This window comes from Alteribacter lacisalsi (assembly GCF_003226345.1).
Classification (GTDB): Bacteria; Bacillota; Bacilli; order Bacillales; family Salisediminibacteriaceae; genus Alteribacter; species Alteribacter lacisalsi.
Genome location: NZ_PDOF01000002.1, coordinates 524840 through 543539, shown reverse-complemented (window position 1 = coordinate 543539; position 18700 = coordinate 524840). Strand labels below are relative to the sequence as shown.

At 49.7% G+C, this 18700-nt stretch carries 14 protein-coding genes; 4 read left to right on the top strand and 10 right to left on the bottom strand.

The features are described 5' to 3' along the window. The first annotated feature begins 24 nt into the window (after positions 1–24). Complete coding sequence (gene ytvI / locus CR205_RS14095) at positions 25–1164, top strand: sporulation integral membrane protein YtvI (RefSeq protein ID WP_110520743.1); 1140 nt, start codon at positions 25–27, stop codon at positions 1162–1164. A gap of 224 nt (positions 1165–1388) precedes the next feature. Here the strand turns inward: ytvI and CR205_RS14090 are convergent, their stop codons facing one another. From CR205_RS14090 to CR205_RS14070, 4 genes are all read right to left on the bottom strand, one after another. After that, positions 1389–2375, bottom strand: a complete 987-nt coding sequence (locus tag CR205_RS14090; RefSeq protein ID WP_110520742.1) for a helix-turn-helix transcriptional regulator — start codon at positions 2373–2375, stop codon at positions 1389–1391. A gap of 269 nt (positions 2376–2644) precedes the next feature. Beyond that, positions 2645–3253, bottom strand: a complete 609-nt coding sequence (locus tag CR205_RS14080) for a DUF4352 domain-containing protein (protein ID WP_110520740.1) — start codon at positions 3251–3253, stop codon at positions 2645–2647. 249 nt (positions 3254–3502) lie between these two features. Next, on the bottom strand, positions 3503–4027 hold the full coding sequence (locus tag CR205_RS14075; protein ID WP_110520739.1) for a hypothetical protein: 525 nt from the start codon (positions 4025–4027) through the stop codon (positions 3503–3505). Between the two features lie 122 nt (positions 4028–4149). Further along, the gene (locus CR205_RS14070) at positions 4150–4365 is read right to left on the bottom strand and encodes a hypothetical protein (RefSeq protein ID WP_110520738.1); all 216 of its coding nucleotides are present in this window, start codon (positions 4363–4365) and stop codon (positions 4150–4152) included. A 148-nt stretch (positions 4366–4513) separates the two neighbouring features. Between CR205_RS14070 and kynU the strand changes: the two genes are divergently transcribed. Continuing rightward, positions 4514–5785: a kynureninase gene (gene kynU, locus CR205_RS14060; protein ID WP_110520736.1), complete on the top strand. Its 1272-nt coding sequence runs from the start codon at positions 4514–4516 to the stop codon at positions 5783–5785. Positions 5786–5841: 56 nt separating this feature from the next. Here the strand turns inward: kynU and CR205_RS14055 are convergent, their stop codons facing one another. The 4 genes from CR205_RS14055 to CR205_RS14040 form a co-directional block, all read right to left on the bottom strand. Continuing rightward, positions 5842–6072: a hypothetical protein gene (locus tag CR205_RS14055; protein ID WP_110520735.1), complete on the bottom strand. Its 231-nt coding sequence runs from the start codon at positions 6070–6072 to the stop codon at positions 5842–5844. 72 nt (positions 6073–6144) lie between these two features. Continuing rightward, positions 6145–6906: a TspO/MBR family protein gene (locus tag CR205_RS14050; protein ID WP_236634844.1), complete on the bottom strand. Its 762-nt coding sequence runs from the start codon at positions 6904–6906 to the stop codon at positions 6145–6147. Positions 6907–7113: 207 nt separating this feature from the next. Further along, positions 7114–7308: a hypothetical protein gene (locus CR205_RS14045; protein ID WP_110520734.1), complete on the bottom strand. Its 195-nt coding sequence runs from the start codon at positions 7306–7308 to the stop codon at positions 7114–7116. Between the two features lie 287 nt (positions 7309–7595). Then, positions 7596–9134, bottom strand: a complete 1539-nt coding sequence (locus CR205_RS14040; RefSeq protein WP_407923573.1) for a glycine betaine uptake BCCT transporter — start codon at positions 9132–9134, stop codon at positions 7596–7598. A gap of 466 nt (positions 9135–9600) precedes the next feature. Here CR205_RS14040 and CR205_RS14035 point away from each other — a divergent pair, with 466 nt between their 5' ends. Next, a complete protein-coding gene (locus CR205_RS14035) occupies positions 9601–10998 on the top strand; it encodes a Glu/Leu/Phe/Val family dehydrogenase (RefSeq protein ID WP_110520733.1) in 1398 nt (465 codons plus the stop codon). Positions 10999–11091: 93 nt separating this feature from the next. Here CR205_RS14035 and CR205_RS14030 read toward each other — a convergent pair whose 3' ends face one another. Next, positions 11092–14334 (bottom strand): DEAD/DEAH box helicase, encoded by a 3243-nt coding sequence (locus CR205_RS14030; protein WP_110520732.1) that lies wholly within the window; start codon positions 14332–14334, stop codon positions 11092–11094. 577 nt (positions 14335–14911) lie between these two features. After that, entirely contained in the window at positions 14912–16822 is a 1911-nt protein-coding gene (locus tag CR205_RS14025) for an ABC-F family ATP-binding cassette domain-containing protein (RefSeq protein WP_110520731.1), read from the bottom strand. Positions 16823–17200: 378 nt separating this feature from the next. Between CR205_RS14025 and CR205_RS14020 the strand changes: the two genes are divergently transcribed. Then, complete coding sequence (locus CR205_RS14020) at positions 17201–18526, top strand: TraB/GumN family protein (protein ID WP_161524786.1); 1326 nt, start codon at positions 17201–17203, stop codon at positions 18524–18526. Positions 18527–18700: the final 174 nt, after the last annotated feature.

Here is an 18700-nt window from a genome sequence, read left to right as displayed (position 1 = left end):
ACATCGTACGGAGGTGAGGATTGGATGACAAAACAGCAGGTATACATACTTCTGAGAGCACTCGGTTTTGCCGTTGTGCTTCTATGTTCTCTTTGGCTTCTCGGACAGGTCTTCCGCCTCACCTATCCCTTTGTGATTGCGGCTGTTCTCGTCTGGCCCCTGCTTCCGCTTGTCAGGGTGCTGCGGAAAAAGCTGCGTTTCCCAAACGGACTGGCGGTTCTCGTCGCCCTGCTTGTAGGCGTGACAACGGTAGGCGGATTGTTTACCGGCCTGACCTTTCTGGCCATTTTCGGCATTCAGCAGATTACTAAATATGCGCCGGGCTGGTTCGAAACGGCTTCAGTACATATGCAGGAATTTTTTAATGAAACGATCCTTCCTCTATGGAATGAAGTGACAGGTGTTGTATCCAATCTGACACCGGAACAGCAGCAGGCCCTTCAGGAGAGCATTACCGCGCTTGGTACACAGGCCGGTGAGGTTCTGGGCCAGTTCGGTCAGCGTCTGGCAGATGCCCTCAGACAGCTGCTCATTCTCGTACCTTCGTCACTTATCATTATTTTATTTATCCTCCTGAGCTTTTACTTTATCGGGAAAGACTGGGGAGCGATGCGCCGGTCAGTCGTTTCTTTCTTTTCAGCGGCGGTCCTCAGAAAGCTTCGACTGTTCGGCGCTGCATTCAGAGTCCGAGTATTCGGTTTTATCCGGGCCCAGCTGATTTTGATGGCTCTTACAAGTGTGATCGTTCTTATCGGACTGACGATCATCGGCGTCGACCAGGCTGTGACACTCGCAATAGTGGTGGGGATTGCGGAAATTCTTCCTTACCTTGGCTCAGGAACCATTCTGATCCCGTGGGCCATTTACCTGTTTATTGTCGGGGATCTCACACTCGGTATTGGGGTGTCGATTGTTTATGCTGTTACGCTCATCGCACGGCAGTCCCTTGAACCTAAAATTCTCAGTTCAAGTATGAACCTTCACCCTCTTGCCGTGCTCGTGTCTCTTTTTGCCGGGTTTCAGCTGTTCGGCGCCTTCGGGCTGTTTCTCGGACCGCTCATTCTCGTCATCCTGGTGATTCTACAGGACATCGGTGTACTCGCCGCCTTAAAACAATTTATTGTGCATGGATTTAAAGAAAAAAAACAGGAACAAAAGCGCTGAAGCGCTCTCAAGACCAGAAGCTCCGCTTCACACCTTCCGGTCGCTTCCCAGGCGGTGGCGGTGAGCTTCCTCGGGCTGGCGCCCTGTGGGATCTCACCCTGCCAGCCCACTGCCGCAGGAGTCGTCCTGCAGGCGTGAAGCTCCGCAAGTAAAAATAACACTTGTCCACATGACCAGAATTTTATAGTTTCCTAAACAATAAAAAAAAGCAGGGAGCCTCTATTTCAGGCTTCCTGCTTTTTTTCTGAATACACTTTCCACATCTTTTCGCATTCAGCCGCCAGTTCTTCCCGCACCGATTCAGGTTCAAGAACTTCCGCCCGGATTCCATAGGACCTGATCCACCGTAGAAATTCTTCTTTGCTTTTCACCGTTGTTCTTAAAATGAGCGAACCGTCTGTCTGCGGTTCCCGCTCCGTATCTACATGAAAATCCTCTTCCAGAACGTAACGGGAGGCAACTTTATCAAATTTAACTTTGAACGTTGTGTTAGTATCATCAGAAATAATCGACCATCTCTGGGAAAGATACTCATCTATATTAAACGATTTTGGAATGGTGAACGTCTTCTTGGTTGCTTCCACTTTTTCAAACCGGCTCAGACGGAACACGCGGGGGAGTTCCCTAAGATGACAGTAAGCGATTACATACAGATGCCCCTCCCGGGGAACCAGGTAGTAGGGGTCCATTTTTCGCTCGGTCCTCTGATCACGGTGTATAGAATAGTAGCTGACTTTGATCGTACGATTTTCTGAAATTGCCGGTATGATGGCCGGCATAACGTTGATCTGAGCCGGATCTTTAGGCCTTGCGTGAAGCCGGATTCTTTCTCCGAGGGCACCGTCGCTTTCCCCTTTCTGAACATAGGTCATCACTTTTTCCAGCCCTGAACGGTATGACAGGTGGAAGGGATGCTCTCCTGAAGTAATGCCTTCTGACAGCATCGGATAAAGGGTTAACGCCATCCACTCTTCCTTTGTCAGTCTTCCATTTTGCTGAATCGGTTTACTGAGCAGCTTATAGCCGAACCGCCCTTCCCGGTGCCAGCTTACACCCAGTTCCTCAAGCTTGGCCATGTCACGGTATATTGTGCGGGTCGATGTTTTACAATAGTCTGCCAATTCTGAGGCTGTGGCATATTCATGATTTGTCAGGTGCTGCAGAATATAGAACAGCCGTTCAACAGTCGAGTATCCTTTTGTCCTGGACATTGCGATCTCCTCCGCTTCTGAAGTGATTGACCCAAAACATGAAAGAAACCTTTTCCTGGTGCTTTTCCTTACTGCCGGTGGTTTGGGTCACTTGGCTTTTGTATATAGTGGCGATTGTCTTTTCAAACATACCTGTCACCGTATCTCTAATGTCTATTGTACTAAATTTCCATCTATCTGGCATCTTAAAACCTGTTTGGTACACGATTGGCAATAAAAGATTCAGAGGGGCTTAACAGGGAGCCCCTCTGACCAGTCATCAATTCTGCTTACTTCCAATCACTCTCTTCAATTTTCCAGATAGCCTGCCCGCTCATAAACGGATCTTCAAAGATAAATTCAAAAAAGTCCGCTCCTTCCACGTCAAAGGCAATCTCTCCTGCCATCGTACGTCCGGCACCTACTTCCCCATCAAGACTTCCCCTTGTGTCGGCAAAAATTCTGATATCCTGGGCGTAGCCGGACGGGTCAACCAGATTCATCTGAAGAAGCGTTGATACGTTTGCTGACTCATCGGTGGTGTTTTCGATGCTCACATCCAGAATAAGAAAGAAATCGTTGTCCGGGACCATCCAGTCGCCGTCCCCTTCATCAAGGCGCACTTCTTTTACCGTCACATGAAGACCATTAAAATCAACTGTTTCTCCAGTACCGAGCCCTTCCTCTTCAATCACTTCTTCCTCGGCTGCCTGTTCTTCTGCTGCTTCTGATGCTTCTGCATTGTCGTCCGATTCTTCAGAAGCCTCTACTGCCTGAGCACTTGTATCCTCTTCTGTCTCATTAGCTTCCCTATTGACATTCTCGATCGATGCTTCACCACAAGCTGTGAGTCCCGCTGCCAGAATCAGCCCTGCAATCATCCCTGTTACTTTTTTCATCTTGTATTTCCCCTTTCAAAGTAGGTTACATTGCTTACTATAACGGCGGCTGTGACAGATTCTGTCAGGGAATATCAGTTCGGGGTAAGTTTTTTGAGATTTATTTTGAGACGGGTGTACTCGATAAAGGAAATGACGCATATACAGCCTTCTCGTATTAAAAAGCCCTGTTCGCAGAGGAGAATTGACACGAACCAGAAGGTACACAAAAAACCCGCCCAATATGAGCAGGTTCGCAGCACAGTCTGTTTACATTTGAAAAAAGAAGATCAGTCCTGCAAGGATAAAGACGTACAGGCCGATAATGATTGCGTCGTTCGCTTTCGGCTGGTCCTTCTTACGGTCTTCCTTATGAATCGCCAGAAGCTTTCGGTAATAAGACTCAAGCAGCAGAACAAAAACCCCGAGCATAAGTCCAAGGAGGCCCAGGTAGGCCAGGTTATCGCCGTAATCCCTGTTATTAATAAATACCATCGCCACGTAAAATACCGGTGCGACGTAGAGGGAAAGCAGGGCATATTTGCGGATCCGGTTCACTGTCTTCCTGAGTTCCTCGGTCTGCCCGTTCTGCCTGGTGAGCATCGTATACACGCCGAGAGCAACCGCCGCTCCTCCGGCAGCCATCATCCCCATGTAGGACCACGTTCCCGGGTAACCTGCAGGAATAATCATCAGAAGCAGTCCGAGCTGAAACACATAGTCATATTTATTTTTATCGCCTAATTCGTCTTTTTCTTCTTCCAGTTCAGGGCCTGGTTTATTGTTTTCGGTCATCCGTACTCTCCTGCCTTTACTGTTTTGTCCTCTCTTAGGATAGCATAAACGCAAAATGGAATGTAAGGACGCCAGGAAAAAAGACACCCTGCATCATGGCAGCGTGTCTTCACATTCGGTTCCTACTTATCAATGTACCGGTTCGAAGCCATTCCCGGCGGATTTTTTTCTCCTTCTTCATAATACGCATCCTGGTCAAACAGGCCTTCCACCTGGCCTTGACTCAGTTCTTCTTCCTGAGTCTGTTTAAGCTGCAGGATATAATCATGAGCTTCATCCAGCTGGTCCTGGCTGAGGTGGTCCACCATTCTGTGCAGTTCTTCTCTGTTCACAGCCATTTTTTTACCTCCTTCAGCATTCCTTCTTCCAGTCTCAGTTTTCCGTTTCCCGTTCTCCATGGACTTCAATCATTTAAACAGGAATTCCGTCTGGAAAAAGAGAAGTGGTATACTGAACCCAAAACCGACTCAGGAGGCATGATTACAGATGACACTCACAGAACAGGCGGCCATTGAACGAGACAAACAGGATCCCCTGAAAGACTATAAATCTGAATTCTACTTAAAAGAAGGCACCGTCTATCTAAACGGAAATTCTCTTGGCCTGCTTTCAAAGCGCGCAGAGAAAACCCTTCTCACCTCTGTTAACGACTGGAAGGAGCAGGGCATCGACGGCTGGATGAACGGGGAAGAGCCGTGGTTTTATTTTTCCGAAAAGCTCGGAAGGAAAACCGCCCCGCTCATAGGGGCGAAGCCGGAGGAAGTGATTGTGACCGGATCGATCACCGTCAATATCCATCAGCTCGTCTCTTCCTTTTACAAACCGGAGGGCACACGGACAAAAATTCTCGCGGATGCGATTACGTTTCCTTCCGATATATATGCCCTAAAGAGCATGCTCACCTTAAAAGGCTATGAGCCAGGTAATCATCTCGTTCAGGCCGGTGACCCCAAAGGAAATCTCCTTGATGAGGACAGCCTGATTGAAGCGATGACGGAGGATGTAGCACTCATTCTTCTGCCGTCTGTATTGTACCGGAGCGGCCAGGTGCTCGATATGAAACGCCTGACTGAAGAAGCTCACCGGCGCGGCATCATAATCGGATTTGATCTGGCCCACTCGATCGGCGCCCTTCCCCACGACCTTCATGACTGGGGTGTCGACTTTGCCATGTGGTGCAACTACAAATACATGAACAACGGTCCAGGGGGCACCGGCGGCCTGTTCGTACATGAAAATCATTTCGGAACCGAACCTGGCCTTGCAGGCTGGTTCGGCTCGGACAAAGACAAGCAGTTTGATATGGCCCATGAGTTTACGCCGGCACCGGATGCGGGGGCTTTCCAGATCGGGACTCCCCATGTACTGAGCAGTGCCCCCCTTCTCGGCTCACTGGACATGTTTGAAGAGGCGGGAATCGAAGCGGTCCGGAAAAAGTCCCTTGCACTGACCACTTATTTCATGGAGCTGGCTGAGGAAAAACTGAGCGGTCTCGGATTTACGATTATCAACCCCAGAGAGGAGCAGAGGCGGGGCGGCCATATCTGTTTACAGCACACCCATTCGGCAAGCATCTGCAAAGCGCTGAAAGCGAGTGACATCATCCCTGACTTTCGTGCCCCTGATATGATCCGCCTTGCCCCCGTTGCCTTTTACACCGGCTTTCACGACGTGTGGCGGACAGTTGATACACTTGCTTCCATCGTGAAAAATGAAGAGTATAAAGATTACACCAACAAACGGAATGTGATTGCGTGACCTTTTGAAGACAAACAAAATCCCGGCTGCCATCTGCAGTCCGGGATTTTCTGTATTTACTGTTCAGAATCCGGTCCTTTGTCACGGTGGGCTAAATCATCGGTAACACTAACATCTCCTGCCTCTGTCTTCATGTCCTTCTCCTGAGGACCATCGTCCTTGGCGTCTTTTGAGTGTTGCATAGGTTCTGTATCTGTGAGATTTTCCAGATATTCGTGAACGGCCTGAACCTGTTCTTCCGAGAGTTCGTCGATCATATTCCGTACTTCCTCTTTTGTTGCTGCCATTTTGGAAATGCCTCCTTTAGTAAATCTGGATAATAAGGCTATTCCCTTTCGGAAACCGGATTAATCATTTTTTTACCTGCTGTAGATTTTCCGCGGTCTAAGGAAAAAGGTCAGCGCAAATACAGCGAGAATGGCCGCTGCAATCCATGCTGTGATGGCAATGAGCGGATATTCTGCCTGGCGCTCCACCCCAATTCCAAAGAAAGCCCAGACAAGAACCAGGGCGTAGAACGGATCTGTGTTGTACCACGTGAACCACAGTCCTAGCCCCAGCGCTACAACAATCAGAAGAATCGTCCAGATTTCACCCGGCAGAATCAGCCCTTCCTCAAACCCGAGACTGTTAAAGACAACGCCAACGTTCACGATAGTGGCAACCGAAATCCAGCCCAGATAAATGGAAAACGGCAACCGCATAAAAAAGGTCGTATGAGGTGTTTTCTTAATCATTCTGTAAATTGCAATCAAGCTGATCAGCAGACCGACCATGGCGACCATTGTGAGCAGGAAAAATTCGTAGTGGAATAACAGGAGCCATGAAACATTGAAAAAGCAGCTGATCACAAACCACCAGCCGATGTTCGCGTAGGCTTCCTCATCTGCCGGCCGGGCGATAAACTGCCTGAACACCCAGATAATCAGAAGCAGATAAATCAGGCTCCAGATTGAAAAGACGAATCCCGCAGGTGTAAACAGCACGTTCAGCCGGTCTGAGATTTCCCCGGCAGTCTGGTTGTTGATTGGAATCGTGTTTGAGAGAATATTAACGGTAATGACGATGGCCAGTGCGATAATGTTTGACCACATAAGTGTTCTGGACAGCTGGTAGTTCATACAACGAGCACTCCTTCCGCCTTGTCTAAGGTTTTTATACCCTTTACCAGGCCTGTTCATTCTGCTTCTTTATTCATACTCTGTCAGGACAGGGGGCATGACTTTTTTTCAATAAGGATTTTACGCATGACTTTTACTTCCCCGGTACAATGCCACTACAAAAAAAGCACGCTTTCCTTTTTAAGGGAATGCGTGCCAAGGCGGCCGTTAATCCACTTCAGACCGGGAGGACTCCTTTTTCATTGAACCATTCACAGCGTGACCGCTTTTCCTGCTCGCGTCTATTGACCTTCTCCTGCGGCTGTTTTTCTTCAGAGCGTGGATGTAATTATACACTTTGCTGATTTCTTCATCAGACAGATGGTCCAGCATCATACGGATTTCTTCTTTAGTATAATACAATGGCTTCCTCCTTCCGGGACGTAAGCCTAGTCTGATACACTGCCTGAGACAGCGTAAATAAAACGCCTCCCGCTGATACCATATCCCTTCAGCAGAACCCGTTTTAATATAAGTGGCTGGCCTTATATTCGTCTACCCTTTGCAAAACAGGATTAACCCTGCCTCCCTGTTTCTGTGCAGGGTAATCGCCTATTATGTCACGGCATGAAGGCAACGCAGACGGATCCTGATTTTTTTCGGCAAAAGTTAAAAAGACTCTGGTGACATTGCACCAGAGTCTTCAATCATCAGCTTGCTTTTTTCTTTTTCGAAAGAGGTTCTGCCTCTGCCTCACGGGCCGCCTTTAAGTCCTCGTTAAAAGCCTTGATCATGCTGCCGCACATGGCAAGGATCACAAAAGTGAGTGGAAGAGCACTCACGATAATGGCTGCCTGAAGACCCTCAAGCCCTCCTGAGTACATAAGTACACCGGTGGAAGCGGCCAGAATCAGGCCCCAGATTACTTTAATACCTGTGGAAGGGTTCAGCTTCCCTCCGGTTGTCTGCATGCCGAGTACAAACGTAGCAGAATCAGCCGAAGTAACAAAGAATGTTGTGATCAGGGCTACTGTCAGGACAGAAAGCAGCACTGTGAATGGAAGCTCCTGATATACGAAAAACAGGGCTGTTTCAAGACTTTGAGATGACACATCCAGCCCCTGGTTTAACTCAAGTGCGATTCCTGTTCCCCCAAAAACGGTGAACCAGATGCCGCAGACCAGCGTTGGAATCAGGAGAACCGCCACTGTGAACTCCCTGATCGTCCGCCCCTTGGAAACTCTGGCGATAAACATGCCCACAAAAGGAGTCCAGGAGATCCACCATGCCCAGTAAAAGATCGTCCATCCCTGTGTCCAGGCAGCTTCATCTGCATCAAACGGTGACAGCTGAAGACCCATTTGAGCAACATTCGCCGTGTAGTTTCCTAGAGTCGTGGAAAACAGGTTCAGGAGAAACAGGGTCGGACCAGTAACCAGGACCAGAATAAGGAGAATACCGGCTAAAGACATGTTGATGTTGCTTAAGTATTTTATCCCTTTGGAAATTCCCGTGCTGGCGGACAGAATAAACAGACAGGTGATCACGAGCATAATGATCATCTGCACACCAAAATTATTCGGAATACCAGCCAGGTATTCGAGACCTCCGTTGATCTGCTGGGCTCCAAGTCCAAGTGAAGCTGCAACTCCAAACAGTGTAGCAAACACGGCAATTAGATCGATTGCCTGCCCGGCTGGTCCTTTTACCTTATCCCCCAGGAGTGGATAAAGGGTGGCACTCATCAGGCCGGGGGCACCTTTTCTGAATTTAAAATAGGCAAGAGCAAGGGCTACCATCGCATAAATCGCCCACGCGTGAAGGCCCCAATGAAGCCATGTGTACTGCATACCTAATGCCGCTGCACCATCTGTACTTCCCTCGCCTGATGGAGGAATGGCAAAATGTGAAATCGGCTCAGACACGCCGTAAAACAGCAGCCCGATTCCCATTCCGGCGGAGAATAACATCGCAAACCACGTCGGACGGCTGTATTCCGGCTTGTCCTGGTCCTTGCCAAGCTTTATTTTCCCGTATTTACTGAAAATCATATAAACAGCAAAAACCAGAAAGAACGTAGCAACGATCTGATAGAACCAGCCAAACGATTCCAGCGTGAACCCCTGAGCTGTGTTCATCCAGGCCGCCATTCGATCCGGCAGCAGCACCCCGATCAGCACAAATACAATAGCAATTAGAATAGATAGCTTTAAAATAGATTTTCCTGCAGTTTTCGAGATAACAGACACTTCCTTCTTATTTTTTGCTGTTTTCGAATAGATTGTTGCTTATCGTATATTCAGATTGGAGCGTAAGGCGGTGACTCCAGCGGAAAGCGTCCGCCTGAAGCGTAATAAACAACAAACTTTGCGAAAAGAGCGTATTTTGTTTTACATATTAACGATCACGCAAGAGTTCCTTCATCATTAAACCATTATGGTTGAAAAAAATAAAAAAGGATAAAGTTCTGTTTGCAGGCAAAATCTCCTGTTTGCGGGTCAAACATCATATCAGACTGTACACATGCAGATTTCCGAGGAAATAAGACAAAATCCGCGGTTTTCCTTGCTTACGGCAGGCAAAACTAAATTCGAACACTCCCGAGCAGACTGATTTTCCATTTCCCCCCATGGGTACTGATGGACATTCCCGTTTTTATTTCCAGAAATCCGGGAACGTAAGACAATAGGTGTACATCTTAAGGAGGGGTTTCGAATGAACCGTGAGGAAACACAGGCACTAATCGAAAATGTAATGGATACGCTTTCAGATGAAAACGGATTCTTAGGACTCCGAACGGAAGAAGAACGGCTCGAGGTCTGCGGATCGGCAAAAGAGATCCTGAAAACGACCGACAAAGTAATAAAAAGCTACATACGGGTTTCCCGGGAGAATAACGGCATCGTCCGTATCCCTGCCTACCGGGTTCAGCACAACAACATCAGCGGGTTTTATAAAGGCGGGATCCGGTTTAATGAGTACGTCTCCGAAGCTGAGGTGGAAAACCTCGCCATTCTGATGACGATTAAAAATGCGCTGCATAAGCTTCCGTTTGGAGGAGCCAAGGGTGGCGTTCATGTGAACCCAAAAGAGTATACAGACCGGGAACTGAACCTGATCGCAAAAAAATACGTACAGGTATTCAAAACCGATCTGGGGCCGAATCACGATATCCCGGCTCCGGATCTGGGGACAAACGAACGGATTATCGACTGGATGGTCGGAGAATACAAAACGATCCATCCCGGTGAATCCTACCTCGGCTCGTTTACCGGAAAAAGTGTTGAAAACGGCGGGGCAAAAGGCCGGAGGGAGTCAACGGGGATCGGAACGTACCTGAGCTATCAATGGATGATCAATGACTGGTTCAATGAGATCGCCGACCGGGAGGAAGTGGAGCGTAAAGAGCAGTGGGAAACCCTTGAAGCTCTTCATGAAAAGCACAAAGAGGACGGTCACCTTAATGTAGCTGTGCAGGGCTTCGGTAACGTGGGAAGCGTCGCAGCCAGACAGGCGATGAATGATGAAAAGCTGAAGCAGCATGTGGTCGCTGTCTCAGACCGAGACGTAACGCTGTACAACCCTGACGGCCTGGCAATTGAATCCCTTGACGCCTTTGCTTTTTCACATCAGCGACTTCCCGCCACAGAAAAGGAACTCACAGACCTTGATATAGAGGCTGAAATTCTGGATGCCGGCGACGTGCTGACCGTTCAGTCAGACGTGCTGATCCTGGCGGCAGTGGAAGATCAGATTAACCGTGAGAATATGAAGAACGTACCTGCTAAGATTTTCGTGGAAGGTGCGAACGCCCCACTGTCTCCGGAAGCAGATCAGTACTTTGAGGAAACTGGGAAAATTGTTATTCCTGATATCCTCGTGAATGCCGGCGGGGTTATCGTTTCCTACCTTGAGTGGAAGCAGAGCCGGATCACCGAGGAATACTCGGAAAGTAAGATCATTGATGAGATGGCTGCCCAGATGACAAAAACGTTTAAGCGTGTGTATGACACTTACTTTTACTCCGATGAGGACACGATGCGCTACGGCTGCTTTTATCTGGCCCTCAGCAGGCTCACGAGTCTGCTGTATAAGCACGGAAAGCTGTTTTAATATATATAAGGAGCACCACCGCAGGCGGGGGTGCTCCTTTTGTGTGTAGATAGGTGAAGAGGCGATTGAGCCTCTGCTTGTGCGGTCACCGCTTTAAACCTGCAGCAGTTCCTGAATGTCATCTTTACCAAGTGAGGTGATCGAGGTTTCACCGGTCTGGATCACCTTATCCATCAGTTCCCGTTTCTGCTCCTGAAGCTGATGGATTTTTTCCTCGATGGTACCGGCTGTCACAAGCTTTAGTACCTGCACAACATTCTTCTGACCGAAGCGGTGAACCCGGTCGGCTGCCTGCTCCTCCACTGCGGGATTCCACCACGAGTCAAACAGGATGACCGTATCGCCGCCCGTCAGATTCAGACCAGTCCCCCCTGCTTTCAGGCTTACCAGAAACAGAGGTTTTCCTCCGTCATTGTAGGCTTCCGCCATGGCGACCCGGTCGCTTGACGGAGTTTTTCCGTCCAGATAATAGTAATCCCATCCGCTTCGTTCCAGTTCTTCACGGATCATGGCAAGCATGGAAGTGAACTGGGAGAATATAACGACACGCTTTCCTGAAGGGACCGCTTCTTTCAGATATTCCATCAGCCGGTCCAGTTTCCCAGAGCGGCCTTCGTAACTGTCCATAAACAGGGACGGATGGCAGCAGATTTGGCGAAGGCGTGTGAGCCCTGCGAGGATTTTCATCCGGTTCTGCTGAAACGCACCGTCCTGGATGACATTTTTCACTTCGTTTCTCAGGATCTGAAGCTGGGCGAGGTAGACCGCCTTCTGATCTTCCGTAAGCTCTGTAAACTGAACATTCTCCAGCTTGTCGGGCAGCTCCTTGAGCACATCTTCCTTTACCCTTCGCAGCACAAACGGCCGTACGCGCCGCGCCACACTTTTCTCTTCCATTTCCTTGAACGCCCGTTTGCTGGCAAACAGTCCCGGAAGCACGACTTCAAAAATGGAATACAGCTCGTCTAGAGAGTTTTCAATCGGCGTGCCGCTTAGGGCAAACGCCCGTCCCGCACGGATGGATTTGACCGCCCTGGCAGTCTGGGTCCAGTCGTTTTTCACGTACTGGGCTTCGTCCAGAATAAAAACGGAAAACCGGGTCTCCGCATACATTTCCGCATCCCGGCGCAGCAGAGGATAGGACGTGATAATCACATCCGCATCACCTGCACCGTCAAATGCGGCTTTTCGTTCCGGTCCTGGACCAGAAATGACTGCCGCCTTCAGTTCAGGTGCAAACCGGTGAATTTCCTTTTCCCAGTTATATATGAGACTCGAAGGACAGACGATCAGCGCCTGGCCCTCCCGTCCTTCTTCTTTTTCCGACTGCAGGTAGGCGATTGTCTGGATCGTTTTTCCAAGACCCATGTCGTCTGCCAGAACGCCGCCGAAGCCGTACGCTGCGAGGGTTTTCAGCCAGCGGAAGCCGGTTTTCTGATATTCACGCATGATGCCGTCAAGGCTTTCCGGCACGCGGGTGTCCACCTCTTCGGGATGATAAATCCGCTCAAGGAGCTCGCGGAACTTACGGCCTCTCCGGATCGCCTCGTCTCCTGCCTCGTCGAGCTGAAATGCCTTCATGAGAGGGACCTGCTCGTTCTGGCTGTAACCGTCTTTCGGAGCCGGCATCTGCTCGAGAACGGCTTTCATATTGTCAAATCGCTCGTCCTGCAGGTTGATAAACGCCCCGGAAGAGAGCTTATAATACTTTTTATTTTCGGCAAGCGCCGTGAGCATCTGCTCAATTTCCCTGCTGTCGATTCCTTCGAACTGGAACGTCACATCCAGCAGGCTCAGCTTTTCGTTTGCTTCAATCTGCACACGAGGGTCTTCTGTGGGTGTATAAATGATCTTTTTTGCAGCGGAGGTCATGTATACTTCCATCAGTTCGGAAAGGTCCGGAACGTCAACGAGAAGAAATTCGAGCACGTCGTCCCAGTCGTCAAGGTACAGCTCAGTGCCGTTATATTTGAACGGCACGCTCTCAATGCGGGATAGCAGCTGCATTTCCCGGTCCATGTCCCGGACGATGATATCCTCTCCGCCTGCAACACTGCCGAACGGGAAAATTTCCACATCGCCGTAGTGAAATTCAAGTTTAGCCGTTGCCGTGTCGTCCACCAGATCCACGTAGAGCTTGCCTCTGAGCGGCTCTGCCCGGATGAGACGGCGCACATCAGGTTCGATATGCACCTCTCCCACCGTTTTCAGCTGAGGGAGCACCACAGAGGACAGATCCATCATCTTTTCCCGGGAGACGGTTAAGGATGAGCGGTTTCGTGCAGAAAACTCTTTTTCCAGCATGAGAACCGTATCCTTCTCCGCTTCAGTGAGGAAATAGAACGTCCCGCTGTGAAAAAGAGCGTTATAGTTGTTTCCCAGAACGATGGTGTCCTCCCGGTTTTCCCACTCAAGACGGAACCGGGATTCATTTTCCCCCGCAAACGCGACGTTAAAGCGGAGCGGCAGCTTTTCCGGTGAGCGGATCGCGTCCACCCCTTTTTCCGGTTCGTAAAAATGCCGGTCCGTTTCCACCGTCACGTGACAGTGCTTCAAAGCACTAAGAATGTCGTAAAGAAACGGATTTGGAATCGTCATCCGCCGTTTGTCTTCCTTCGTCCGGTAGGAACGGAGATAAAAGGTGGACATCTCCTTCTCCACCTCGCTTACCTTCCGGAGCTGTTCGAACACACGGAGGTCCTCCTCCCTGAACTGATAGTCAGAAGGATGATAAGTGAACAGCTTGGAAAATCGAAGCGCCAGCCCCTTTTCCATTGCCTCAAGAAACTCAGTGACATCCTTTACGATGTAGCGGCGGGACGGACCGATCTTCATTTCCAGGTCAACCGAGCCGTTTTTCGCCTGAAATGGGGCTGTGATAGAGAGGATGAACTCCGTATCGAGCCAGTCGCGCTCCCCGTAGCTTTCTTTTTTCCGTTCGTATACCTGCTGAAATGAGGAAATCAGTTCGTCTGCGCTTTCTTCTTCAAACACTGTCGCCATCTCCTGCTGCGGGGCCTCAACAGAGGTTTTTTTACTGTTTTCATAAGAAACAGCCAGAGCGACTGCTGCAATATGTTTGCAGATGCCTTCGTATGTCTGAAAGGCAAGACAGGTGCAGTGGGCCCGCTCAAGCTCCGGCTTTCTTTCTTTATCTGTGTACAGCGTCACATAGTAGTCATCCATGCCGTTCACAACGGCCACGTACGCTTTGTCGGCAGGCTCGTAATACAGATCCTCCACCGCTTCATTGACGAAATAGGACTTGCCTCTGATAAAAACGGAAGATGAACTGCAGTGAGACTGTATTTCCGTTTCTGTTAATATTTGAGTCATAGCGATCCATCCCCCCTGCCGGGTCCTGCTCCCGATTCGCGTTGTTAGTTTCCATTCTAGACGTCTGAGGGTAAAAACATTCGTGTATCAATTTCTCACAGTGCTCCATACTAAGTGGGAAAACTTATAGTTTCATCTGATACGGTAAAAGGGAACACTAAAAGAAATGACACACCACGAGGTGATTTAAAATGAGTATTCTTGTCAGACGGATTCTGCGTATCTTTTTATTCAGCGTTCTCATGAAAATGGCATCGCGCCTTGTCGGGCGTCTCGTTGGCCGGGTAACCGGCACCGAACGACGGTGACCTTGAGTTAAGTGCCTCTGTAAGCCTCCGGGCTTATGGAGGCATTTTTTATGCTTTTGATCTACTTGAAAAGCAACTTGCTGGAGCATTACGCTCCAGGCAGATGCTTTCCGCAGCTCTTGGCCTCAGCCTCCTCGGGAAGAGCGCCCTGCGGGGTCTTCGCCTCTTGCTTTTCCCGCAGGAGTCACCACCTTCCGCTCCATTTATCTTCAACTTACAGGAGTCAGCACATAATTAAGGCTCATTGCGTATTAACAGAGCCCGGAGTGCTACCCGCTGTTCTTTTCTGCTTCGATTTCTTCGACCCGCTCGCTCAGTTCGGTCCAGCGGTCCATGGCTTCTTCAAGCCTGGCTTCTGTTTCCTGCTGTTCAGCAAACAGGGTCTGAACCTTTTGTGAATCGCTTCCTGACGCGGCAATTTCGGTTTCGATTTCCTCAAGTCTCTCTTCGAGGCTTGCGATCGTGTCTTCTATGGTGTTCCATTCCTGCTGTTCGCGGTAGCTCAGTTTCTTCGTTTTTTTCCGGCCTTCATCCTTGACCGGGGCTGATGGTTTTTCAGCCTTTACCGCTGTTTCGGCAGGTGCTGCGCGACTCTCATCCATATATTCAGAGTAGTTGCCGTAGTATGGTTCAACGCGGCCATTGCCCTTAAATACAAGAAGACGTCCGACGACCCGGTCCAGGAAATAGCGGTCGTGGGAAACGGTGATGACGACGCCGGGAAACTGATCCAGATAGTCCTCCAGAATGCCGAGGGTCTGTGTGTCCAGATCGTTTGTGGGCTCATCAAGAAACAGGACGTTGGGTTCGCCCATGAGTACGCGGAGAAGGTACAGCCGGCGTCGCTCGCCTCCGGAAAGGCGGCGGATCACGTTCCACTGCACTGAGCGCGGGAACATGAAGCGTTCAAGCATCTGTTCAGCCGTGATCAGGTCTCCGTCTGAGGTATAGACCACTTCGGCAGCTTCCTTAATGTATTCGATTACCCGCAGATCTTCATCCATGTCCTGATGATCCTGAGTGTAATAGCCGATTCTCACAGTTTCACCGGTCTCCACTGTGCCGCTGTCCACTTCAAGTCGTCCGGCAATCACATTTAACAGAGTGGATTTCCCGGTTCCATTCGGACCGATAATCCCGATTCTGTCTCCCCGGATCACAAGGCAGTCGAGATCTCTGAACAGGGGCTGATCGCCCAGCGTTTTCGTCACGCCGGCAAGCTCGATTACTTTTTTTCCAAGCCGGAAGGAACCGATGGAAAAGTCCAGGTCTTTTTTCTCCCGCTCAAAGGACTGCTCCTGAAGCGCTTCGGCACGCTGAATCCGCGCTTTCTGCTTCGTGGTACGGGCTTTCGCACCGCGCTTGAGCCAGGCGAGTTCCCGTCGCAGGATGTTCTGATGCTTCACCTGCTGCTGTTCAGCCTGCTCTTCCCGTTCGGCCCGCTTCTGCAGGTATGTTTCGTAGTTGCCCTGGTATGCGTACAGACTGCCATGATCCAGTTCGAAAATATAATTAGTGACACGATTTAAAAAGTACCGGTCGTGGGTGACGAGCATAATGGCCCCTTTATACTGGGCAAGAAAGCCTTCAAGCCACTCGATCGTCACGTTATCAAGGTGGTTCGTCGGCTCATCAAGAATGAGAATGTCGGCAGGCTGAATCAGGGCACGGGCGATCGCCACGCGCTTTTTCTGGCCTCCGGACAGCTGGCCCGTCTTTCTGGTAAAGTCCGTAATGCCGAGCTTAGTGAGGACTGTCTTTGCTGTTGTGTTCGCTTCCCACGCGTCCAGCTCATCCATTCGCTGCTGCTGCTTCATCATTGCGGTCTGCTTCGCTTCATTTTCCGGTTCGGCCTCAAGAGCTGCCGCCGCCCTTTCAAAGTCGCGCATCGTGCGCATAATGGCCGCGTCCCCATCGTAAATCTGATCGAGAACGGTTTTATACGGATCCAGTTCCGGGTCCTGCGGGAGATATTCAATATGAAAATCATTGGCGTGATCAAGTTTACCTGCTTCAGCGCCTTCGATCCCTGCAATCACCTTTAAAAGCGTGGATTTGCCGGTGCCATTGACACCGATCAGACCGATCCGTTCTCCTTTTGATACAGAGAATGCGATCTGGTCAAACAGGACTTTTTCGCCATATGTTTTGGTTAAGCCTTCTACTGATAAGATGGTCATTGGTCGTGCCCCTTTACGGTTGTTTCACTGGGCTTTTTTAGTGCCCTGCAGCTTCAGGGAGGGTCTATTATAGGTGATAAATACCTGGTTCCCTGGTGGATGCAGCCCGGCATCTGCCGATACAGAGGTGGCTGCGGGTGCTGAAAAAGCGGTGACAGCCGATGTGCGAAAGACCGTCTTCTTTTTTTACCCTATCACTCTATTGTAGCTTAATCGGCATGGGTTTTGAAAATGATCGGAAAGAAAGAATTGAAAAACATTCGATTTGCCCTATTTTCAACCCTTACATTATTTAGTAAGATGGGGATTAGAAGAGATTTGTTCGGAAAAAATACAAAGTTTTACATAGATGGGTTATGTTTTACGAGGGGGGTTACCATGAGGTATTTGTATGGCATTCTGCTTGCCGGAATGTTGACTGTGGTTCTTGCCGGCTGTTCGGAGCCGACGGAGAGCAAGGTCCAGTATTTTGAGGATAAGAATCTGGAAGAGGCTGTGCGTGAATCGCTTGGGCTGGAAAATAACGGGGATTTGAACGAGGAAAATCTGGCTATGGTGCGGACGCTGCATGCGTTTGAGCGGGAAATTGAGAGTCTTGAGGGGATCGAGAAGCTTGAGAATCTTGAGGAGCTTGTGATTTTCGGGAACGAGCTGGAGGATTTGAGTCCTCTTCTTGAGCTGGACCAGCTGGAAAGTGTCGATATTGAAAACAACCCTCTTGATCTGTCGGTGGGGTCTGATACATACAGTGTTGTTCGCACGCTGACAGAAAATGATGTATTTATTTTTATTGATGAGGAACGGTTTACCCTGGATATGGAGCCCTCCCGCGGAGTGTTCTATGAAGTGATGAACGGGGAAAATACGGTGTATCTGCTCGGGTCGATCCATATCGGATCCGAGGAGCTGTATCCGCTCCATGATGATATTGAAGCCGCCTACGATTCCGCTGATGTAACGGCGTTTGAAATTGATTTTACGAGTGTGGACGAAAATGAAATGGCGATGCTCGCCATGCAGTCAGGGATGCTTGAAGATGATGAGAGCCTGAAAGATTACATTTCCGAGGAGGACTTCAAGCGGCTGGCCTTTCTGCTGCAGCCTCTCGGAATCAATGACAGTGAGATTCTGTCAGGTTTAAAGCCGTGGTTTGTGCAGGAGGCGCTCGTGACGCTTGTGTCCATGACGGCGGGCTATTCGCCTGAACTTGGAATTGATATGCACTTTCTCGACCGTGCCGAGGAGGACGGGAAGGACATTATCGGCCTTGAAACGGTAGAGGATCAGCTGGCTCTTCAGGATCAGCTGGCTCTTGAAACTCAGGGACAGATGCTGAGCGAGACGCTTCAGGAATACGACACGCTCGGTGATGAACTGCTGGAGCTGATCAGCATGTGGCGCATCGGGGATACAGAAGGAATTGCAGAGCTTCGTGCGCCGGCTGGAGATGAGCCGGAGGATTACCTGATGTATTTTGACGCCCTCTCGGATGAGCGTGATGCGGCGATGACGGAGCAGATCGAAGCGTTTCTGAATGGAGAAGACGGGTACAATGACGGGGACACGTACTTTGTAGTTGTGGGCGCTCTTCACCTGCTCGGGGAAAACAGCATTGTTGATCTGCTGGAGACCCGGGGCTATGAGGTGACCCAGGGCGCAAACCAGCCTCCCCTCGAGGTTGAAGATGAGGAGGAGGAGGAGTAAGTTTGGAAAGTCTGTCCTGAGGGGCAGGCTTTTTGTTTTGGCAAGGGAATCGGTTTATGCTGGTGCGGAGTTTGGAAATAATATGGTTAGCGCCCCCGTAAATAAAAAAACCTGCCCCCCTCCAGCAATTATTCCTTTATTAACGGGTCGTTCGTCCGCATGAAACGGCGAAAC